This window comes from Streptomyces sp. NPDC037421, assembly GCF_055602105.1.
This window is the reverse complement of the sequence record NZ_JBVJWV010000038.1, coordinates 14,354-35,073: the sequence shown is the minus strand read 5'-3', so window position 1 is coordinate 35,073 and position 20,720 is coordinate 14,354. Positions and strand designations below refer to the sequence as shown.

The 20,720-nt window shown below is 74.2% G+C and carries 18 protein-coding genes; 11 read left to right on the top strand and 7 right to left on the bottom strand.

What is annotated here, in order from left to right; genetic code table 11:
* The first annotated feature begins 198 nt into the window (after positions 1-198).
* The 7 genes from ACZ7IF_RS33970 (at position 199) to ACZ7IF_RS33940 (ending at position 8,269) form a co-directional block, all read left to right on the top strand.
* Positions 199-675, top strand: coding sequence for a hypothetical protein (locus ACZ7IF_RS33970; protein ID WP_470979638.1), 477 nt, complete (start codon positions 199-201; stop codon positions 673-675).
* A 138-nt stretch (positions 676-813) separates the two neighbouring features.
* Positions 814-3,075, top strand: coding sequence for a HelD family protein (locus tag ACZ7IF_RS33965; protein WP_470979635.1), 2,262 nt, complete (start codon positions 814-816; stop codon positions 3,073-3,075).
* A 106-nt stretch (positions 3,076-3,181) separates the two neighbouring features.
* The gene (locus ACZ7IF_RS33960) at positions 3,182-4,375 is read left to right on the top strand and encodes a cytochrome P450 family protein (protein ID WP_470979632.1); all 1,194 of its coding nucleotides are present in this window, start codon (positions 3,182-3,184) and stop codon (positions 4,373-4,375) included.
* A gap of 75 nt (positions 4,376-4,450) precedes the next feature.
* The gene (locus ACZ7IF_RS33955; protein ID WP_470979630.1) at positions 4,451-5,716 is read left to right on the top strand and encodes a VWA domain-containing protein; all 1,266 of its coding nucleotides are present in this window, start codon (positions 4,451-4,453) and stop codon (positions 5,714-5,716) included.
* Entirely contained in the window at positions 5,716-6,516 is an 801-nt protein-coding gene (locus tag ACZ7IF_RS33950; RefSeq protein WP_470979628.1) for a hypothetical protein, read from the top strand. The genes ACZ7IF_RS33955 and ACZ7IF_RS33950 overlap by 1 nt, the downstream gene beginning before the upstream one ends.
* Before the next feature lie 111 nt (positions 6,517-6,627).
* Positions 6,628-7,545 carry a MurR/RpiR family transcriptional regulator gene (locus ACZ7IF_RS33945; protein ID WP_470979625.1) on the top strand — a complete coding sequence of 306 codons (918 nt, stop codon included), beginning with the start codon at positions 6,628-6,630 and terminating at the stop codon, positions 7,543-7,545.
* Positions 7,546-7,879: 334 nt separating this feature from the next.
* Positions 7,880-8,269, top strand: coding sequence for a hypothetical protein (locus ACZ7IF_RS33940; protein ID WP_362462246.1), 390 nt, complete (start codon positions 7,880-7,882; stop codon positions 8,267-8,269).
* 33 nt (positions 8,270-8,302) lie between these two features.
* Here ACZ7IF_RS33940 and ACZ7IF_RS33935 read toward each other — a convergent pair whose 3' ends face one another.
* The 5 genes from ACZ7IF_RS33935 to ACZ7IF_RS33915 all read right to left on the bottom strand — a co-directional run bounded on the left by ACZ7IF_RS33935 (position 8,303) and on the right by ACZ7IF_RS33915 (position 14,120).
* Positions 8,303-9,889, bottom strand: a complete 1,587-nt coding sequence (locus tag ACZ7IF_RS33935) for a phospholipase D-like domain-containing protein (protein ID WP_470979623.1) — start codon at positions 9,887-9,889, stop codon at positions 8,303-8,305.
* A 303-nt stretch (positions 9,890-10,192) separates the two neighbouring features.
* Positions 10,193-11,302: an aryl-sulfate sulfotransferase gene (locus ACZ7IF_RS33930; protein ID WP_470979620.1), complete on the bottom strand. Its 1,110-nt coding sequence runs from the start codon at positions 11,300-11,302 to the stop codon at positions 10,193-10,195.
* Between the two features lie 32 nt (positions 11,303-11,334).
* Entirely contained in the window at positions 11,335-12,336 is a 1,002-nt protein-coding gene (locus ACZ7IF_RS33925; RefSeq protein WP_470979617.1) for an ABC transporter substrate-binding protein, read from the bottom strand.
* Positions 12,337-12,627: 291 nt separating this feature from the next.
* Positions 12,628-13,344 (bottom strand): ABC transporter ATP-binding protein, encoded by a 717-nt coding sequence (locus tag ACZ7IF_RS33920; RefSeq protein WP_470979614.1) that lies wholly within the window; start codon positions 13,342-13,344, stop codon positions 12,628-12,630.
* The gene (locus ACZ7IF_RS33915) at positions 13,341-14,120 is read right to left on the bottom strand and encodes an ABC transporter permease (protein WP_470979612.1); all 780 of its coding nucleotides are present in this window, start codon (positions 14,118-14,120) and stop codon (positions 13,341-13,343) included. The genes ACZ7IF_RS33920 and ACZ7IF_RS33915 overlap by 4 nt, the downstream gene beginning before the upstream one ends.
* A gap of 153 nt (positions 14,121-14,273) precedes the next feature.
* Between ACZ7IF_RS33915 and ACZ7IF_RS33910 the strand changes: the two genes are divergently transcribed.
* On the top strand, positions 14,274-14,849 hold the full coding sequence (locus ACZ7IF_RS33910) for a helix-turn-helix domain-containing protein (RefSeq protein ID WP_470979609.1): 576 nt from the start codon (positions 14,274-14,276) through the stop codon (positions 14,847-14,849).
* A 10-nt stretch (positions 14,850-14,859) separates the two neighbouring features.
* On the opposite strand, the gene ACZ7IF_RS33905 is transcribed toward ACZ7IF_RS33910, so the two are convergent.
* Positions 14,860-15,363: a GNAT family N-acetyltransferase gene (locus ACZ7IF_RS33905; RefSeq protein ID WP_470979606.1), complete on the bottom strand. Its 504-nt coding sequence runs from the start codon at positions 15,361-15,363 to the stop codon at positions 14,860-14,862.
* A gap of 29 nt (positions 15,364-15,392) precedes the next feature.
* Complete coding sequence (locus tag ACZ7IF_RS33900) at positions 15,393-18,221, bottom strand: D-alanyl-D-alanine carboxypeptidase (RefSeq protein WP_470979604.1); 2,829 nt, start codon at positions 18,219-18,221, stop codon at positions 15,393-15,395.
* Positions 18,222-18,432: 211 nt separating this feature from the next.
* On the opposite strand from ACZ7IF_RS33900, the gene ACZ7IF_RS33895 reads away from it, so the two are divergent.
* From ACZ7IF_RS33895 to ACZ7IF_RS33885, 3 genes are read left to right on the top strand one after another with little or no spacing between them, the layout of a single operon-like run.
* Positions 18,433-18,858, top strand: coding sequence for a GntR family transcriptional regulator (locus ACZ7IF_RS33895; protein ID WP_470979601.1), 426 nt, complete (start codon positions 18,433-18,435; stop codon positions 18,856-18,858).
* Positions 18,855-19,766: an ABC transporter ATP-binding protein gene (locus ACZ7IF_RS33890; protein ID WP_470979599.1), complete on the top strand. Its 912-nt coding sequence runs from the start codon at positions 18,855-18,857 to the stop codon at positions 19,764-19,766. The genes ACZ7IF_RS33895 and ACZ7IF_RS33890 overlap by 4 nt, the downstream gene beginning before the upstream one ends.
* Entirely contained in the window at positions 19,763-20,716 is a 954-nt protein-coding gene (locus tag ACZ7IF_RS33885; RefSeq protein ID WP_470979596.1) for a transporter, read from the top strand. The genes ACZ7IF_RS33890 and ACZ7IF_RS33885 overlap by 4 nt, the downstream gene beginning before the upstream one ends.
* The last annotated feature ends 4 nt before the right edge of the window (positions 20,717-20,720 follow it).

Genomic DNA, 20,720 nt, shown 5'->3' with positions numbered 1-20,720 from the left:
CCGCAGCCGCTCCGCGCGCCGTGATCGCGCCAGCCGCGTACGGGCCGGCCCGGCGCGCGGACCCGTACGAAACATGCCACCGGCACCTGCGCGTCCTGGACGGGTGGATATGCCGCGTTGTTGGGTGATGTCGCGCTTCAGTTCCCAAAGGTCCCTTCGGTGGACGAAGCGCCCTGTCCGCATACTTGAGGAGCATTCATGCGCATCGTCCGATCCGCGCTCGCGCTCGCCGCCACGTCGCTCGTGCTGGCCGCCGCCGTCAGCCCGGCCTCCGCCGCGACCCCGCAGCCGGCACCGAAGCCCGCGAAGTTCTGTGCCCTCGTCATCGACACGGGCGAGGGCGGCTGCTTCGCGACCAAGGCGGAGGCCGCCTCGCTCGGCGCCGCGGCCGAGTACAAGGACCTCGGCAAGATATGGAGCGACGCCAACTCCGGCGGCAGCGAGTTCACCTTCCGCGGCAGCGTCGGCTGCAACTGGCGCTATCCGGAGTTCAACAGCCTGTCCAAGTGGGGGTGGAACGACACGGTGAGCTCCGCGCAGGGCATCACCTGCCCGATCACCCTGTGGGAGCACGGCGACTTCCGGGGCGCCCACCAGACCTACTATGGCTACAACGCCTACGTCGGTGACGGGATGAACGACAAGGCCTCCTCCGTCAGCTTCGACGTGCGCTGACCGGAACGGCATACAAAAACGCCCCGGACGAATTGACGTCCGGGGCGTGCTTCCGCGTATATTCGATGGTTCACGCTCTCTGTTGAAAGAGGGCGTGGCGAAGCTTTACGGGGACATCGTATCGCGCTGGGAGCGAAATTGTCAAACACCGAATTTCAGAGCGAGCAGGAATTCATCAACGAGCTCTACGCGTGCCTCGAAGACCTGCGGGACCAGGCCGAACGGGCCGTTCGGGGCGCCCTCGGGGAAGGCGGCACCGGCTTCCAGGCGCGGCTGGAAAGGGACGTCCTGGTCGCCGAGCAGTCCGGTCTGCTTTCCGCCCTGAACTCCGCCGAACACGGTCTGTGTTTCGGCCGGCTGGAGTTCTCCGACGGCCGCGACCACCACATCGGCCGCATCGGGATCCGGCAGGACGACGCCGAACGCACCCCGCTCGTCCTCGACTGGCGCGCCGAAGCCGCCCGCCCCTTCTACCTGGCCACCGGACACGTCCCGATGGGCCTGCGCCGCCGGCGCCACATCACCACCAAGGGGCGGCGGGTCACCGCCCTGCACGACGAGATCCTCGACCTCGCCGACACCGAGCGCACCGGCTACGAGGGCGCCGACGCGGACGCCGTGCTGCTCGCCGCCCTCGACGCCGCCCGCACCGGCCGCATGCACGACATCGTGCGGACCATCCAGGCCGACCAGGACCGCATCATCCGCTCCCCGCACCAGGGCGTCCTCGTCGTGGAGGGCGGCCCCGGCACCGGCAAGACCGCCGTCGCCCTGCACCGCGCCGCCTACCTCCTCTACGCCCAGCGCGAGCTGCTCGCCAAACGCGGCGTGCTGATCGTCGGCCCCAACCCCGCCTTCCTCGGCTACATCGGCGAGGTGCTGCCCGCCCTCGGCGAGACCGGGGTCCTCCTCGCCTCCCCCGGGGACCTGTACCCGGGCCTGAGGGCCACCGGCACCGACCGCCCCGGCGCCGCCGCCGTCAAGGGCCGCGCGGCCATGGCCGACGTCCTCGCCCGGGTCGTCGCCGACCGGCAGACGCTCCCCGAGGCCGTGCCCGCCGGCAGCGGGGAGGACAGCGCCGTGGTCCCCGAGCCGGCGCTGGAGATCGACCACGACGACTACGGCACCCTCCTGCTCGACCGGACCATGGCCCACGCCGCCCGCGACCGGGCCCGCACCACCGCCCTGCCCCACAACCTGGCCCGCCCCTACTTCGCGTTCGCCGTCGTCGACGCCCTCACCGAACAGCTCGCCGACCGGCTCGGAGCCGACCCCTACGGAGGTCCCAACCTGCTCGGCCCGGACGACATCGCGCAGCTCGGCAAGGAGATCGCCACCAGCTCCGAGGTGCACGCCGCCATCGACACCCTCTGGCCGCACCTGACCCCCGAGCAGCTGGTCGCCGACTTCCTCGCGGACCCCACCCACCTCCCCGCCGAGGACGCCGGGCTGATCCGCCGCACCTCGGGGGAGTGGACCCCGGCCGACGTCCCGCTCCTCGACGAGGCCGCCGAACTCCTCGGCGTCGACGACAGCGCCCGCAAGGCCGCCGCCGACCGCGACCGGCTGGAGCGCATCGCCTACGCCCAGGGCGTCCTCGACCTCTCCCAGGGCTCGGAGTCCTACGAGTTCGAGGACATGGAGAACGAGTACCTCGCCGCCCACGACATCATCGACGCCGAGCGGATGGCCGAGCGGCAGGAGGAGGCCGACCACCGCACCACCGCCGAACGCGCCGCCGCCGACCGCACCTGGGCCTTCGGGCACCTCGTCGTCGACGAGGCCCAGGAGCTGTCCGAGATGGCCTGGCGGCTGCTGATGCGCCGCTGCCCGACCCGCTCCATGACCCTGGTCGGCGACCCCGCGCAGACCGGCGACGAAGCCGGCTGCGGCTCCTGGAAGCAGATCCTCGACCCGTACGTGGGCGACCGCTGGGAACACGTACGGCTCGGCGTCAACTACCGTACGCCCGCCGAGATCATGGAGCTGGCGGCCGGGGTGCTCCGCGCCCACCGGCCCGGCTTCGAACCGCCCCGCTCGGTGCGCTCCACCGGCGTACGCCCCTGGGTGCGGGCGGCGGCCGACCTCCCCGGCGCCGTCGCCGAGGCCGTCCGCGACGGCGCGCCCGCCGAAGGCCGGCTCGCGGTGATCGCCCCGCGCCCCCTGCACCCGGCGCTCGCCGCGGCGCTGCCCGGCGTACCGGCGGGGGAGCAGCCGGACCTCACCCGCCCGGTGGTCCTGCTGGACGCCCGCCAGGCCAAGGGGCTGGAGTTCGACACGGTGATCGTGGCCGAGCCCGCGGACCTCGACCCGAGCGACCTCTACGTCGCCCTCACCCGCGCCACCCAGCACCTCGGGGTGGTGCACACCGGCCGCCTCCCCGAAGGGCTGCCCGGCTGACGGACCGGACAGGCCCCCGCGAACGGGACGAGACCGGCCACCCACCCGGTGGCGAGTGGCCGGATTCGCCCCCTCCGGGGGGCTTTGACCGTCGTAGGGTGATCGGATGGCCCTCGTCGACATCGCCTCCAGCGCCCCCGACTTCGACTCCGACCCGCACTCCTTCTACGCGGCACTGCGCGCCGCCGGGCCGGTGCACCAGGTCACGGGCGCCAGGCCCGACGACGACCCGTACTGGCTCGTCGTCGGGTACGAGGAGGCCCGCCAGGCCCTCACCCACCCGGACCTGCTGAAGGACTGGCGCAACTCCGGGCTGTATCCGGACATCGAGCCCAGCGCCTCGAACTCCAACATGCTGGAGTCCGACCCGCCCCACCACACCCGGCTGCGCCGCCTGGTGGCCCGCGAGTTCACCGCCCGCCGGGTGGAGGCGATGCGCCCCCGCGTCCAGCAGATCACCGACGAACTGCTGGACGCGATGGCCGCCCGGCCCGCGCGCGCCGCCGACCTGATCGATGCCCTCGCCTTCCCGCTCCCGATGACGGTGATCTGCGAGCTCCTCGGCGTCCCGGACCTCGACCGCGAACGCTTCCGCCGCTGGTCCAACGACATCGTCGCGCCCCGTCCGAAGACCACCAACGCCGAAGCGTTCGACCAGCTCACCCTCTACCTCACGGACCTCGTCGCCGAGAAGGCCGAGTCCCCCGGCGACGACCTGCTCAGCGCGCTGATCCGCACCCGCGACGAGGACGGAGACTCGCTCTCCCCCGACGAGCTGATCGGAATGGCCTTCCTGCTGCTGGTCGCCGGCCACGAGACCACGGTCAGCCTCATCTCCAACGGCGTACGGGCCCTGCTCGCGCACCCGGAACAACTGGCCGCCCTCCGTGCCGACTACGAGGGCCTGCTCGGCGGGGCCGTGGAGGAGATGCTCCGCTACGACGGCCCCGTACAGAACACCACCTACCGCTACGCCGCCAAGGACGTGGAAATCGGCGGTGTGCTCATCCCCGCCGGGTCGGTCGTGCTCGCCTCCCTCTCCGGCGCCGGCCGGGACCCGGCCCGCTTCGCCCGGCCCGGCGTGTTCGACATCCGCCGCGCCCCCGGCGGCCACCTCGCCTTCGGGCACGGGCTGCACTTCTGCCTCGGCGCACCGCTGGCCCGGATGGAGGGCCGCATCGCGGTCCGGGGCCTGCTGGAACGGTTCCCCGCCCTGGAGGCCGACCCGGACGGCGGCCCCCTGGAGTGGATCCCGGGCAGCCTGATGCACGGCGTGACCCGGCTGCCGGTGCGCTGGTAGCCGGCCCCGCCAGGGCGGACACCGCCTGCCGGTACACGTTTTGGATTGGTGCCGGATCCTCAATACGATCCGGCGATGATCACAAGAAAACGACTGGCGGCAGGGGCCTGCGGCCTGTTCGTCGCCTTGACCGCGGGACTCCTCCCGTCGACCGCGGCCGCCGCCGACGGACCGGCGAAGGAGCCGCCGAAGGTCGAGCTCGTGCTCGACGTCAGCGGCTCCATGCGCGCGAACGACATCGACGGCCAGTCCCGCATGGCCGCCGCGAAGCAGGCCTTCAACGAGGTCCTCGACGCGGTACCCGACGAAGTCCGCCTGGGCATACGGACCCTGGGCGCCACCTACCCCGGTGACGACAGGGCGCTCGGCTGCAAGGACACCAAACAGCTCTACCCCGTAGGCACGGTGAACCGCACCGAGGCCAAGACGGCCGTCGCCACCCTCGCGCCCACCGGCTGGACGCCCATCGGGCCGGCCCTCCAGGCCGCCGCCCAGGACCTGGAGGGCGGCAACGCCACCCGCCGGATCGTCCTCATCACCGACGGCGAGGACACCTGCGCCCCGCTCGACCCCTGCGAGGTGGCCCGCGAGATCGCCGCCAAGGGCATCCACCTCGTCGTCGACACCCTCGGCCTCGTCCCCGACGCCAAGACCCGCGCCCAGCTCACCTGCATCGCGGAGGCCACCGGAGGCACGTACACCTCGGTGACGCACACCGCCGAACTCTCCGGCAGGGTCAGACAGCTCGTCGACCGCGCCGCCGACCCCGTCGCCACCCCCGTGGCCGCCGAGGGCGCCAAGCAGTGCGAGAGCGCCCCGCTGCTGAAGGCCGGCCTCTACAGCGACCGCGAGACCTTCGGCGAGCACCGCTGGTACAAGGTCGACGTCCGCCCCGGCCAGGAGCTGCGCGCCTCGGTCAGCATCGGCGCCGACCGGGCCGTCAACAACGACTACGGCGTGCTGCTGCGCGCGACCACCGCCCACGGGCGGGAGATCGTGCGCGGCTCCGAGGCCGGGGACGGCCGCACCGACGTGATCTCCACCGGTCTGCGCTATCCGAAGCCCGGACTCGACGGGGACGAGGCGGAGAAGCCCGAGACCGTCTGCCTCCAGGTCAGCAACTCCTTCGCCGCCGGACCGGCCGTCAAGACCACCCCCGGCATGCCCGTCGAGCTGACCATCGACCTCGTCGACGGCCCCGACGGGGGCTCCGACGCGGCTTCCTTCGGCCTCGGCCGGGGCTGGTGGCTGATCGGCCTGCTGGTGCTGACCGGCCTGCTCGCCGGTCTGGTCTGGGGCTGGATCTCGCGCTGGCGCATCTCCGTCTGGAGGACCAACTGATGCGTACCGTACGCACCCTGACCGCCGCCCTGCTGGCGGGAGCCGCGCTCCTGGCCCCGGCGGCCGCCGCCACCGCGGCCCCGAGCCCCACCCCGAGCGCGGGCCAGGGCACCGGGAAGGACGGCAAGGCCCCGACCGAGGCCGGCACGGGCTTCCGCACCGCGGCGCTCTTCAGGCCCGGGCAGAAGGCCACGGCCTCCGGATCCACCGGCGACTACCTCTACTGGGCGTTCCCCGCCGAAACCGGCCAACGGGCCACCGTGCGGGCCTCGGTGACGCTCCCGGAGTCCGCCGCCCGGCACGGGGCGCAGACGTGGCAGCTCGACGTGTACGACGGCCTGCGCCGCAGGCAGCCCTGCATGTACGGGCACCAGAGCGCGGCGGCGGCCAAGCAGACCGCCACCGTGGAGCTCTCCTGCACCCTGCGCACCGTCCGCTCCGGGGCCGAGGCCTGGTCCAACGACCCGCTCCCGGGCAGCTACTACGTCCGCCTGACGGTCGTCGGGGCGCACGAGGAGGACCTCGGTCTGCCCGTGAAGGCGCAGGTCGAGGCCGAGATGAAGGAGACGGGCGGGGCGCGGGCGGTGGACGCGGCCCTGGCCGAGCCCCTGGTCCCGGGCATCGCGGGCGCCTCCGAGCAGCAGCGGGAGGCGCGCGCCCCGGAGGGCGGCTGGTCCGGCGGCCGGTGGTCCGACCGCTGGCTGTGGACGGCCGCCGGCGGGGTGCTCGCAGCCCTGGCGGGCATCTACGGGTACTCCCTCACCCGCGGCTCGGGCCGCCCCTCCAGGCCCCAGGCGTGACCGGGTGCCGCCGTGCCCGAGGGGTGCGGCGGCCCCCGCCCTCCAAATGATCATCCGGCCACGGAGCGTGGGCTATGTTGGAGGGAGAGTGACGTCAGAAGGAGGCCGCCGGTGTCATCGGGGCAGCAGGCACGCGCGCAGGCGGCCGCGATCACGCCCGGCGGGACCCCGCCCGGGCAGGAGAAACCGCCGGCCGACCGGCTCCTCGCGCTCTTCGACGGCCACCGCCTCTCACCGGGCCAGCGGCGGATCGCCCAGTACCTGATCGACCACCTCACCGAGGCGGCCTTCCTCTCCATCACCGAGCTCGCGGAGCGGGTGGGCGTCAGCCAGCCCTCGGTGACCCGGTTCGCCTCCTCCCTCGGCTTCAGCGGCTATCCGGCCCTGCGCGACGTGCTCCAGCCCATCGCCCTGTCGGCGGTGGCCGGCACCCCGGACAGCCGGGAGCAGATCCGCCGGAACGAACTGCAGGCCGCCGTCGACGCCGAGATCGAGAACCTGGAGCACGTACGCCGGCTCCTGGCCGACACCAACCAGGTGCTGGACATCGGCCGCGAGCTGGCCCGGTCCGTGCCGCTGACCGTGCTGGGCCTGCGGATCTCGGTCTCGCTGGCGGAGTACTTCGCCTACGCGGCCCGCCGCATCCACCCCGACGTCCGCCTCGTGACCCGGGGCGGCAGCGTGGCCTACGACGCCCTGCTCCAGTGCCGGGCGGCGGGCGGGAGCTGGGTGCTGGCCTTCGCCATGCCCCGGCACGCGAACGAGACCCTGGCCGCCCTGCGCGCGGCCCGCAGCACGGGGCTGAAGGTCGTCCTGATCACGGACCCCACCGTCGGGCCGCTGGTGGAGGCGGCCGACGTGGTGCTGACCGCCGGTACCGGCTCCCGGCTGGTGTTCGACTCGTACGCGGCCCCCGGCATGCTCTCCGCCGCCCTGCTCCAGGCCATGGCCGACGCGGACCCCGAGCGGACCCAGGCGCGGCTCGAACAGTACGAGCAGGTCGCCGACCAGCACGGTTTCTTCTTGTAAGGGCCGATTTCACCCGTCGTGCACCCACGTGTGGAAGCGGGATATTCAGCGCCAGGGCATGCATGAAATTTTTCATACCCTTGATTACTCGACGGTATATATGTTTACTGACGGCGGCGCTCCGGATCCCTCAGACGCCAAAGGCGGACGTTCCCCGCGTCCGCCTCGAACGGCCACCCAGTACGCCGAACCTCCTCACGGCGGGACCGGGTGCCGCGTCAAGGCTTGTGGATCCCCCGGAGGAGCGCCCCTGGCGGCCTCGGTCAACCCCTGGGCCGAGGCCGCCCCCCAGCAGTGTCTCGATCAGAGTTCGACACCCTCGGAAGTGACGAGAATGCCCCAGACGGCCACCCTCACGCGCAGCCCGGACTGGCCCCTGCAGGTCAAGGCCCCCGGTACGCACGACTGGGAACGCAGCGCCACCCGCTGGCTGCGGGACCTCCTCCCGGCGCGCTACGGCAGCTACCTGACGCTGACCCGTCACCACGCCCTGCTCGCCCGGCACGTACAGCTCCAGCTCCAGCACGAGATGCGCGCGGTCCGCGTCGCCCTGCACACCAGCCGGGCCGAGCTGCCGACGATGGGCGTCGCCGAGTCGGTCATCGAGAACACGATCAGGATGTACGCCATCGAGCTCGAACAGCTCGGCCGTCTCTCCCGGGGCGCCCGCCTCGTCTCGGAGGCGCTGCTGCTTGCGGCCACCCCGGGTCAGCGCAGGCGCTGACCCGGAGCGGGGCCCGGAGCCCGGGCCGGGCCGTCAGGCCTGGCAGAGGCCGCGCGCGTAGTCGTACGTCGCGGTCGCCTGCGAGTACTTCCACTGCGGAGCCAGCAGGGAGTCCTTCAGCTGGTTCGCGGCGGCCGGGCTCTCGACGACGTAGCCGAAGTCCTGGAGCCAGGAGGGGTACAGGTTCTTCGAGCCGATGTAGAAGGCCGAGTCGTCCACCGAGACCAGCTTGTGGTGCTGGGCGTACGGCTTCCCGTCCGCCCACGTCGCCTTGTCCGAGGCGCGGAAGGTCGCCAGCTGGAGGTTCTGGCACATCGCGGCCTTCGACTTGCGCTCGTCGCCCGTCAGGACCGTGAGGCGCCCGCGCAGCGCGTCGCTGACCTCGTTGAGCGACTTGATCTGCGAGTAGCCGTCGCTGCCGACCGCGCCGCGGTTCGCCGGGTCGCTGACGACGATGCGGACCTTCACGCCGGCCGCGAGCTTCGCGGCGAGCGTGTCGTAGAGCCGGATGTCGTAGCGGGGCAGCGGCGGGCAGGTCGCGTTCAGGTCCTGCTGGGAGATCTCGATGTGGCTGTTCGCGCTGGCGACCAGCGCCCGCAGGGCGCTCTCCTCCGGGTTGACCGTGTCGTAGTCCCGGTCGGCGTTGGTGTTGTCGTGCACGCCGATGCCGCACTTGGTGTCGGGGGCCGTCGGCAGGACCGGCTTGAACGCCGACGTGGGGTCGCTCTGGCGGATGCCGACGCCGAGGCCGCCGACCGCGAGGGCGGGGACGTCACCGCCGCCGGCCGGGGCCGCGGGCCGGGGCAGGGTGGGCATGCAGCCGGCGTTGTTGGAGGAGGCGAACCAGACGCTGCTCCAGCTGGTCTTGTTGCGGCAGGTCCAGTCCCACAGGGTGTCGAGGTAGCGGCCGGCGGAGCCCGCCGCCGGACCGGACAGCGCGAGGTCGACGTCGTTCACCGGGTGGGCGGTGTCGAGGTAGTCGTCCTTCCAGCTGTTGATGCCGCCGGTGATCACCGAACCGCCGTCCACCACCACGAGCTTGGAGTGGTTCCAGGAGAAGCCGGTCTTCGAGGTGGTCATCGAGGCCACGTTGAGGGTGACGTTCGCGGCCGCCGGGCCCAGCTTGGCCACCATCTCGTCGCGGTACGAGGACGGGATCACATTGGCGTGGTAGATCGGCGCGGCGCCCACCAGGATGCGGACCTGGAGCCGGTTGCCCTTCTGCACGGCCTCCTTGAGGCCGGCCACGATCGCGTCCTGGAAACCGCCGTTGGGGAACGGTGCGAGGGTGGATATGTCCACGCTCTGGCGGGCCTGGGCGATGTCCTGCCGGGTCTTCTCCAGCAGCCGGCGCGAGCCCGGGCGGTCGGCGCAGGACGGGTCGCCCCAGCAGCCGGGGGTCTGGAGCAGCCAGTCGGAGCCGCCGGGGGCGGAGGCGCCGAGGCTGTTGCCGGCCGTGCGCTCCCAGACCGAGCCCTCCAGGCCGGGGGAGACCTGGCGCAGGGTCTGCTCGACCGAGTCCAGGTGGGGGGTCGGCGAGTCGGCGAACGCCGGCGCGGCGGGGAGCAGGGCGAAGGAGAGGGTGAGCGAGAGGGCCGTCGTGCGGACGGTGCGTGCCAATGTGGTTCCTTGGTACTGGGGGGTGGCTCCGGCCGGGCGGCATGGTGAAACCGGGCCCCGGCCTTGATCAACTCGCGCAAGTTACCAGCCCGTAAGCCCCTGTTCATCCGGGCGCGGTCGCCTTTCGGCCACCCCTCGGGCCGCAACGGCCGCGCCCTTCGGGCGCAGTCCGCCCGTCTCGTCCGGCCGTGTGGCCGAAACCAGCCGCCGGAATCCTGCCATCCGATTGGCGGGGCAGAGGCGGAGCTCCGCGGGAGCCCCCGGCGCCCGGAACCGGGCCCGGGTGCCGGGGGCCGCCGGCCGTCAGAGCCAGGGGATCTCGTCCGCGCCGTAGCGGTAGGCGCGGAACACCGAGTTCTGGGCGCCGCGCGAGGACTCCAGGCCCGTGCCCCGGCTGAACGAGCCGAACTCCGGGACGACGAACTCCCACACCACGTCCCCCTCCGGGGTCACCTCGAAGAGGCGGCCGAAGGAGCCCTCCGCGACGAAGGTGTTCCCGTTCGGCAGGCGCTGCGCGCTGGACATGTAGGGGCTGAAGAAGTTCTGCGGCGGGTTGTCCTCGTACGACCAGACCTCCGAACCGCTGACCGGATCCAGCTCCAGCACCCGCGAGTACGGCACCGAGGTGGTGTCCCGGTAGGTCCCGTTGTCGAAGACCAGGATGTTGCCGCCCGGCAGCTCGTGCGGGTGGTGCTGCTGAGCCAGCACGTCCGGGCCGATCCGCCAGCGGACGGAGCCGTCGGCGCGGTCCACGGCCACCGTCGTCGAAGCGCTGCGGAAGCCCACCACGATCCCGCCGTCGGCGAGTTCGTTGACCGTGTTGGCCATCGGCCAGTGCTCACGGGCGAAGTGCGGGTTCAGCGGCACCTCCTCGGGGTCCAGGTGCTCGATGGCCGCCCAGCGCCACAGCACCTCGCCGTCCCAGGTCAGTTCGTACACCACGTCCCCGTAGATCACCCCGCCCGGAGCCTCCGAACCGGGGATCCCGCCGCGGATCCGGGCGGCGTCGGCCGCCGGCAGCGGCTCCACGCCGGTGATGAGCAGGTTGCCGTTGCGCAGGATCGAGGCGTCGTGGTGGTGGAAGGGGTGCCGGGCCTCGCGCAGCACCGTGGAGTCCGGGGCCAGCTCCTGGAAGATGCCGCCGTGGTAGACGTCCCAGATCGGGAAGAGGGTCGGGCCGGAGGTGTCCTTCGCCGCGTAGAAGAGGTTGCCGTTCGGGAGGAGCTGCGCCTGGCGGCCCGGCGGGTGCGGGGAGCTCCAGGTGTGGACCGGCTTGCCCTCGATGTCGACGAGGTGGATCGTGCCCTCGCTGGTGATGGGGGTGTAGAGGGTGTAGCCGCCGTGGCTGCGCTCGGGGTCGTGGGCGCGCAGTCCGGTGCCGCGGCGGCGCAGGGTGTTCTGGTCGACGGTCATGGTGGGTCGTGCCTGCTTCCTGGTGGAGGGGGTCAGCGGAGGGTGACGGCGGCCGGGTCGGCCGCCGTCAGGGGTGCGGGGCGCAGCCGTTCGCGCAGGCTCTGCCGGTCGGCGGCGCCGGGCAGGTTCTGGGCGGCCTTGGCCCAGGCGGCCTCGTCGGCCAGCTGGGCGAGCAGCTCGGGGGTCAGGCTCGCGCCGTACGTGTAGCGGGGGTGGAAGGCGTCCACGTAGCCGGCCTGGAGCGCGCCCTTGGACTGGGTGACGACGGCCGCCCGCGCGGCGGCCGGGTCGGCCCCGGCCGCCCGCTGCGCGCGCAGCACCGTACGCAGGACGGCGGTGGCCGCGGCGTCGTCGGCGGAGGGACCCGAGACGAGCAGGGTGCGGGCGGTGTAGCCGGAGAAGGGGACCTCGGCGTAGCGGTCGGCCAGGGCGGTGCGGGCGGCGTCGTAGAAGCTGGGGAAGGTGACCCCCGCGTCGACGTCGCCGCGGGCGAGCGCCGCCGCGACCTGGTTCGGGGCCAGGTTGACCACGGTCACGTCGGCCGGGGTCAGCCGCTCCGAGGCGAGCATCCGGCTCAGGGCGTACTCGACGTTGGTGCCCTGCGGGACCCCGACCTTGCGCCCCTTGAGCGCGGCGAAGCCGGTGATGCCCCGGTCGGTACGGGTCAGCAGGCGCCAGTCGGAGAACCGCGACAGGTCGGCCACGATCCGCACGTCCCGCCCGCCGAGCGCGGCCGTCACGGCGGGCAGGTCGCCCACGACCCCGAACTGCGCCTGCCCGCCGAGGACGGCGTTCAGCGCGTCCCGCCCGGTGGACAGGGTGGTCACGGTGGCGTCGAGGCCCTCCTCGGCCCAGAGCCCCCGCTCCTGCGCGAGGTACACCGGCGCGCCGCCGAGCTGGTCGCTCCCGGCCACGGTCACGGCCCGCCGGCCGTTCCCCTCCGGGGGTTGCGCGCAGGCGGTGGCGAGCAGGGACAGCAGTGCGGCGGACAGTGCGGCGGCCACCGCGCGGACGCCGGGTCTGGATCGGGGCATGGGACGGGTCCTTTCGGGGACGGGGGAGCGGGGGTGGGAACAGAGGGGGGCGGGCGGCGCCCGGCCGCGCGCAGACGGGCTCGGGCGGGCGCCGGCCCGCCCGGATCCGGGCCACGGGCCGGCCGGGTGCCGAAGCGCCGGGCGGCGTGCGGCCGGGCCGCGGCTCGGCCGGGAGCGCGGCAGCCGGTCGCGGGCCGGTCCGGCCGGATGCCGAAGGGCCGGGCCCGGCGCCCGGCCACCCGGATCCGGGCCACGGGCCGGGCGGCGTGCGGCCGGTCCGGCCGGGCGGGGTCAGGGGGTGGTCAGGTGGCGGGCTATCAGGGCGCGGAGCTCCGGATCCGGGGGGCCCGGGGGGACGGGATGGTCGGCCAGGACCCGGCCCGGGGAGGCGCCCAGCACCACCACCCGCCCGGCCAGGGCAAGGGCTTCGTCGATGTCGTGCGTCACGAACAGCACCGTGGTCCCGCTGCGCCGCCACAGCTCCCGCAGCAGGTCCTGCATCCGGCCCCGGGTCAGCGCGTCCAGCGCCCCGAACGGCTCGTCCATCAGCAGCACTTCCGGCTCCGCCGCCAGCGCCCGGGCCAGTGCCACGCGCTGCTGCATCCCGCCCGACAGCTGCGCCGGGTACTTCTCCGCGCCGTCCGCGAGGCCGACCTCCGCGAGCGCGGCCAGGGCGCGTTCGCGCCGCTCCCGGCGCGGCAGCCCGAGCCGTTTCAGGGCGAACTCGACGTTGCCCCGGGCCGTGCGCCACGGGAAGAGCGCGTAGTGCTGGAAGACCACGCCCCGGTCCGGTCCCGGCCCCTCCACCGGCGCGGACCCCGCCGTCACCCGGCCCGACGCCGGGCGGACGAAGCCGGCCACCGTGTTCAGCACCGTGGACTTGCCGCAGCCGCTGGGCCCCAGCAGCGCGGTGAACGACCCCGCCGGGAACACCAGGTCCGTCCGCTCCAGCACGGGCGCCGCTCCGTAGCCCACCGTCAGCCCCTCCAGCCGTACTTCGAGGCTCATGACGCGCTCCAGTGGACGAAACGGCGCCCGACGGCGGCCAGTACGAGATCCGCCGCCACGCCCAGCAGCCCGAGCACGAGCAGCCCCGCGAACATCCGGTCCACCCGCAGGAACTGGCCGTCCACCTGGAGCCGGTACGCCAGCCCGCTGTCGGCGCCGCCCAGTTCGGCGGCGACCAGCGCCAGCAGCGCCACCGAGGCCCCGTAGCGCAGTGCCGCCAGCAGCGCGGGCGCGGCGGCCGGCAGCAGCACCTCGGTGAACCGCCGGTGCAGCGGAGCGCCCAGCGACCGGGCCGCCCTCAGGTGCGAGACCGGCACCCGCGAGACCCCGTCGTGCACGTACAGCCAGACCGCGAGGAGCACGGCGTACGCGATCAGCAGCCGCTTCGCGCTCTCGCCGATGCCGAACCAGGCCGTCGCCAGCGGCACCAGCGCGATGGCGGGGATGGGCCGCAGGAAGGAGACCACCGGGGTGACGGCGGCCGAGAGCCGCGGCAGGTAGCCGGTCGCGAACCCGAGGGCGCCGCCCACGACCGCCCCCAGCGCGAAGCCCTGCCCCGCGCGGGCCAGGCTCGCGCCGAGGTCGTCGGCCAGTACCCCGCTGCGGGCGCTGTCGGCCAGCGCGGCGAGGGTGTCGGCCGGCGTGGGCAGCAGCCCCGGGGCCACCGCGCCCGACCGGGCGAGCAGGGACCAGAGCCCGAGCACGGCGGCGGCCGCGCCGAGCGGCGGGCCGAACCGGCCGAGGGCCCGGCCCTTGGGGGAGGGGGTGGGGTGCACGCGAGCACTCCTCATCTGCTGTCCGGCCGTCGCCGGCCTGTCGTTCATAAGTGAGGTCAATAATTGACGACGCTTATGAACGGTGTGTTGCAGCAGTACGAAACCTCCCGGGGCCACCGGGCCGCCGGAAGCCGATGGGGTACGTTCACCAGCGTGTCCCGCCCCGAACCCACGCCCGAAGCCATCGAGGTCGGCCGCGCGATCCGCGAGTGCCGCACGGCCCGCCGGGTCTCCATGGCCGTACTGGCCGCCCGCTCGGGCCTCTCGCAGCCCTTCCTCAGCCAGCTCGAACGCGGACTGGCCACGCCCAGCCTCAGCTCGATCTACCGGATCGCCGAGGCCCTCGACGTGGCCCCGGGGACCTTCCTGCGGCCGCCGGGCAGGCCGGGCGTGGTCAGCCACGAGAGCGACCCTCAGGTGATCCGCGTCAGCGAGGCCGCGGGGCAGGTGGCCCGGGTGCTCATCCCGGGCGGGCGCAGCGCGCTGATGGAGGCCTACGAGCACCACTTCGAGCCCGGCCAGGGCGAGCGCGGCTGGTTCGAACACCCGGGCGAGGACTTCCTCTACGTACTCGAAGGGGAGGTCGTCCTCGAAGTCCGGGGCGAGGAACCCCTGTTGCTGACGGCCGGCCAGAGCGCCCACCACCGGGGCGACCTGCCCCACCGCTGCGTACTGCCCGGCGGGGGCACGGCGGCCGCCCGTACCCTGCTCGTCATCGCGAACCCTTGACCCCGTCGGCCTACAGGGGCGCGGCGTAGCAGCGTACGCCGACCACCCGGCCGGGGCCCCACCGCTGCTCGACGGTCGCCAGCAGGCTCCAGCCGAGCCGCTCGTACAGCGCGGCGGCCGCGGTGTCGGAGGCCACCACGTCGAGCACGGGGTGCAGCCCGAGCTCCCGCGCCTCGCGCACGGCCCGCGCCATCAGCAGGGCGCCGATCCCGTGCCCGCGCGCGCCGGGCGCGACGAACAGCCGGCTGACGACGGCCACGCCCTCCACGGGCACCCCCGTGCGCCGGCCCCACAGCTCCGGCGCCGAGTCGCCCGGCCCGCTGCGGCACAGGCCGATGTGGCCGGCCACGCGGCCGTCCCGCTCCGCGACCCAGCTGCCGAGCAGCGCGGACGGCGACAGCCACTCCCGGGGGTGCTCGGGCCAGTCCACCGGGTAGCCGTCGTCGTGGTGGACCTCGGCGAGTGCGCGCACGCACGCGCCGAGGTCCTCGGGTTCGCGCCGCCGGACGTCCATCCGGTCATGCAACCACAGCGGGAGCCGCCTCAGGACAGCCGGGTGACCCTGGCTCCGAACGAGGGCTCGGCCAGGTCCGATCCCACCGCGACCGGTACGCCCCTCGCGCCCTCCCCCTCGCCGACGGTGAGCACGCCGACCTCGGTCCCCGCCTTCGCCTCGTGCGGCACCGGCTTGGCGCCCGCGCCGAGGGAGATGCGCAGCTGCTGGCCCGGTACCCCGATCACGGTGAGGTCCTTCACGGCCACGAGCGGGGTCGAGCCGCCGAGCCCGTCGGACACGTGGCCCACCAGCTGCCCCTTGCGGATGACGGTGGCCGGGCCGAGCGCCGTGCGGACCGCCTCGATGACCTTGCGGCTGTTCTCCTTCACCAGCTCCAGGCTCCTGCCGCCGTTGGGGTCCGGGCCGTCCACGTGCTGGTCCATCATCGTGCCGAGGATCAGCGGGGTTTCGCCCCCGACCGTCTTGTACGCGGCCCACACCAGGGTGCCGCCCGCGGGGGTGCTCGACCCGGTCTTGATTCCCCTGATGCTCAGGCCGGGGGCGAGGAGCAGGCTGCCGTTGTTGTTGATGAGCGGCTCGGGCAGCCCCTCGACGGGGGCGCTGGGCATCGCCACGACCGTGCGGAACGCCTCGTCCTTCATGACCGCCTCGGCCAGCTTCAGCTGGTCGGCGGCGGTGCTGACCGTGCCGGCGTCCAGACCGCTGGGATCCGTGTACGTGGTGTCCTTCATGCCGAGTTCCCTCGCCGCGGCGTTCATCTTCGCGACGAAGGCGGCCTCGTCGCCGCCGGTGTCCCAACGGGCGAGGAGGCGGGCGATGTTGTTGCCGGACGGGATCATCAGCATCTTGATCATGTCCAGCTGGCCGAACTTCTGCCCGGCCGTGAGCCCCACGATCCGGGACTCGCTCTCGGAGTTGCCCTCGGCGACCGCCTTGGCGTCGACCTCGATCTTGGGACCCGGATCGTTCTTGCGCAGCGGATGGCCCTTGAGGACCACGTAGGCCGTCATCACCTTGGCCACGCTGGCGGTCGGCATCGGCTTCTGCTCGCCGAACGTGCCGACGTCGCCGGAACCGGAGACGCGCACGGCCGCCTGGCCCTTGGCGGGCCAGGGGACGGAGGTCGACCCGTCGAGGGTGAAGGAGGCCTGCGCGGCGACGAGCTGGGGGGCGGGCAGCGGACGCAGCATCTGCGCGCCCGCGACGGCGGCGCCGAGCAGCAGCACGATCGGCGTCCACACCTTGACGCGGCGCGTGAGGGTGCGGCGCGGGGTCTCCGGCGGGGGAGCGGTGTTGGTCAGCTCGGCCAGCAGGTCGAGCGGCGGCAGCGGGGCTTCGCGGGTGGGTTCCAGGACGACCGGCGGTGCAGGCGCAGGAGCCGGCTTCGGCTTCGGCGGCTCGGGTGCGTCGGGGTCCTTGAGCGCGACGAACTCGCTGGTCCGCTCGGGGTCGTGCGGTCGCGCTGCCGCGCTCTTGGGTGCGGGCCGGGCGGACGCGCCCTTCGGATCCGGGTCCGCCGGGGCGGCTGCGGCCCTGGCCGGGGCGCGGTCCGGTGGCCCACCGGCCGCCGGTCCGCCCTCGGGCGCGGGTATGCCGGCCCGCTGCCGCGCGGGCGTGCGCGGATCCGGGGTCCCCTCGCCCTTCGCCCAGGACGGGCGGGGACGTTCCTTCGCGTCGTCGTCCGCGCCGGCGGTGGTGGCGGGGGCTTCGCCCGGCCGGTCGTCGTTCCGCGCCCATGAGGGGCGGGGGCGCGCGTCGGCGTCCTTGTCCGGGGCGGCTCCGCCTGCCCGGCCCCGCACGGAGGCGCCGTCCTCCTCCGGCCGCTCCTTGCCGGGGCGGGCCGGAGCGCCGACCGCGCCCGCCGGCTCTCCGTCGGCACCCGCCCGGGCGGACTCGCCCCGCTCGGGGGCGGGTTCCGCCGGCGGCTCGGTGCCGTCCGACGTCTTGCGCGCGGCGGAGACCCGGGCCTCCGGCTGGTCACCCGGCCCGCTCCCGCTTCGGCGCCCGGTGTCCGGGGCGGTCCCGTCGCGCCCGGCCGGCGCAGTGGCGGCCGTCCCGTGCCCGGCGTCCGGTTCGTCGGCGCCGCTCCGGTCCCGCCCGGCGCGGGGCCGGGCGCTCGCCTGCTCGGGTCCGCCGTCAGCCTCACCCTCGGAGGGGCCGCCGTCCTTCTGCTCGGGCCCGGCGCCGGCCGGCCCCGGCCCGGTGCCGGGTTCGGCCGCCTCGCCACCGGTGCGGGCGCCGGTGGCCTCACCGTCGGCGGAGGTGCCGTCCTTCAGGGCGTCCTTCAGGGCCGGGGTGGCCGTCTCCTCCCGGGGGCGGGTGCCGGTCGCCGGCCCGGTGCCGGATCCGGCGGATTCACGCCCGGCGCGGGCGGTCGCCCGGCCCGCAGGGTCGTCGTCCTCCGGCTCGGAGCCGGACGCCTCCGGCCGGGCAGGGGTGTCGGATGCCGATTCGGGGCCGGATCCGGCCGGCTCCCGCCCGACGGGGGCGTCGTCTTCCGGCCCGGGACCGGTGTCCGTCGACTTCGCCGCGGGACCGGTGTCGGTCGCCTTCCCGCCGGCACGGGTCCCGGCGGCCGTCCCGTCGGCGGGGACGCCGTCCTCCGGGGCCGGCTCGGCCGTCCCCCGCCCGGCGTCGGCCGGCCCCGGCCCGGTGCCGGATCCGGCCGCTTGACGCCCGGCCAGGGCCTCGGCGGGTACGGGCCGCCCGCGCCCGGCCGGGGCATCGGTCGACTCGGGGTCCGGTGCGCCCGTTCCACGCCCGGCCGGGGCGCCGGTGCGGGCACCGTCCCCCGGCTCACTGTCCTCCGGGTCCCGCCCGGCCAGGGCACCGTCCGCCACCGATTCCGCCTTCATCCACGCCCCACTTCGCTGTTCACACCCGGCTGCGCCGGTTCTCGCCGTCACGTCGGCGCGGCCGTCACCGGCCCGCCGATCACCTAGATGCCCGAGCCGGCCTCCGCGTTCCCGCTTCGGCGGGCTGTGACGGTTCGGTCATACTCCGCCGGTTTGACGAGCCCTCACCAAGTCTGCACTATTCCACTAACGTGTTAGTGGAATGAGGTGGATGGTGGAGTTCCGAGTAGACCGGCGCAGCGGCGTCGCCACCTATCTGCAGCTCGTCACGCAGGTCAAACAGGCCCTGCGGCTGGGCGTGCTGGAGCCGGGCGACCGGCTGCCGACGGCCCGGGAGGTGGTGGCGGCCACCGCCATCAACCCCAACACCGTCCTCAAGGCGTACCGGGAGCTCGAACGCGAAGGGCTCGTCGAACCGCGCCCCGGCGCGGGGACGTTCGTCCGCCGCTCCCTCTCGCACCCCGGCGCGGCCCCCGATTCGCCGCTGCGCCTGGCCCTGGCCGCCTGGATGGCGCAGGCCCGCGAGGCGGGGCTGGACCGCGAGGACATCACGGCGCTCATCGCGGCCGCCGTGGACGAAAGCTTCAACCCCTCCGGGCCCGGACGGCCCGGACAGTCGAGAGAGGAAACGGCGTGAGCGATCCGACCCACGCGCCGGCACTACGGGCCACCCGGCTCGGGCGGGAGTTCGGCGGCCACCGGGCCCTGCACGCGTGCGACGTCGAGCTGCCCGCGGGCCGCGTCACGGCCCTCGTCGGCCCCAACGGCGCGGGCAAGAGCACCCTGCTCCAGCTCGCGGCCGGCCTGCTGCGCCCGACCGGCGGGGAGATACGCGTCTTCGGCGAGGCCCCCGGCACCCCCGGCGCCCGTCGGCGCACCGCCTTCCTCGCGCAGGAGAAGCCGCTGCACCCGGGCTTCACCGTCGCCGACACCCTGCGCATGGGCCGCGCGCTCAACCGCGGCCACTGGGACCAGGACGCCGCCGAGCAGCTGCTCACCGGCTCCGGCATCCGCCGCGGGGTCCGGGTCGGGTCGCTGTCCGGCGGCAACCGGACCCGGGTCGCGCTGGCCCTCGTACTCGGCAAGCGCGCCGACCTGCTGCTCCTGGACGAGCCGCTGGCCGACCTCGACCCGGTCGCCCGGCACGACGTGATGGCCCTGCTCATGACCGAGGCCGCCGAGCGCGGCACCGGCATCGTGATGTCCTCGCACGTCCTGGCCGAACTGGAGGACGTCTGCGACCACGTGGTGCTCCTCAAGGACGGGACCGCCCGGCTCTGCGGCGACGTCCAGGAGCTCTGCGAGGCGCACACCTGGATCACCGGCAGGGCCGACCAGGCGGAGTCCGACGGACTGCCCCGTTCCGTCGACCGCGGCAGCGTCGTGCACTCCGCCGTCGGCGGCCGCCAGGTCACCGCCCTCGTCCGTACGCCGCCGCCGGACGGCGACGGCCGCTGGATCACCGAGACCCCCTCCCTGGAAACCCTGTTGCTGGCACACCTGCGCGCCCCCCGCCCCGCCGCCGAGAAGGAGGCCGCCGCATGAAGGGCGTCCTGTGGCTGGCCTGGCGCCAGCAGCGCCTGATGATCCTGTCCGCGCTCGCCCTGCTGGCGCTCTGCACGGCGTACGTGGCCTACCGGCGCTCCGAGATGGCGGAGCTGATCGACGCCACCGGCTGGGTGCCCTGCCCGGGCTGGAACGGAGGCTGTGAGAGCCCCGCCACCTTCCAGATCATGGAGGGCAACTCCGCCGGCATCCGCACGCTCGGCGCCCTCGGCATCGCGGTACCGGCCCTGATCGGCGTGTTCTGGGGCGCCCCGCTCATCGGCCGGGAGCTGGAGACGGGCACGTTCAAGCTGGCCCTCACCCAGGGCGTGGGCCCGCGCCGCTGGTTCGCGGCCCGGTTCGGCCTCGCGGCGCTGGTCGCCGCCCTCGTGGCGGCCGTCGTCGGAGGGCTCGTCGCCTGGTGGTGGCTGCCCATCGCCAACACCCTCGACGGGCCCTACTGGCACGACGCCCCGGTCTACAACGCGACCGGCCCGGCCCCGGTGGCCTGCGCCCTGTTCGGCCTCGCCGCCGGCACCCTCGCGGGCCTGCTGGTGCGCCGCGTGCTGCCCGCCATGGGCGCGGCCCTGGCCGCGATCGGCACCGCGATGGTGTTCGTGACGTACTTCCGCACCTCCTGGATCGCCCCCGAGACCCGGGTCACCCCCGGCGACACCCCGAAGCGGCCCGTCGGCAGCGCCTGGTCCACCGGGCAGTTCGGCTACGTCACGCCCGACGGCCGCGAGTACTCCATCGAGAAGGTCTGCCAGACCTCCGGCGACGAGATGCGGGCGTGCATGGCCGAGCACGGCTTCACCGGCCGCTACCACAAGGTCTATCCCAGCGGCGACTTCTGGACCTTCCAGTGGATCGACACCGCCCTCTACCTCGGGGCCGCGGCCGCGCTCGTGGGCCTGACCCTCCTCGTCCTGCGCCGCCGCTCGGCCTGACCGC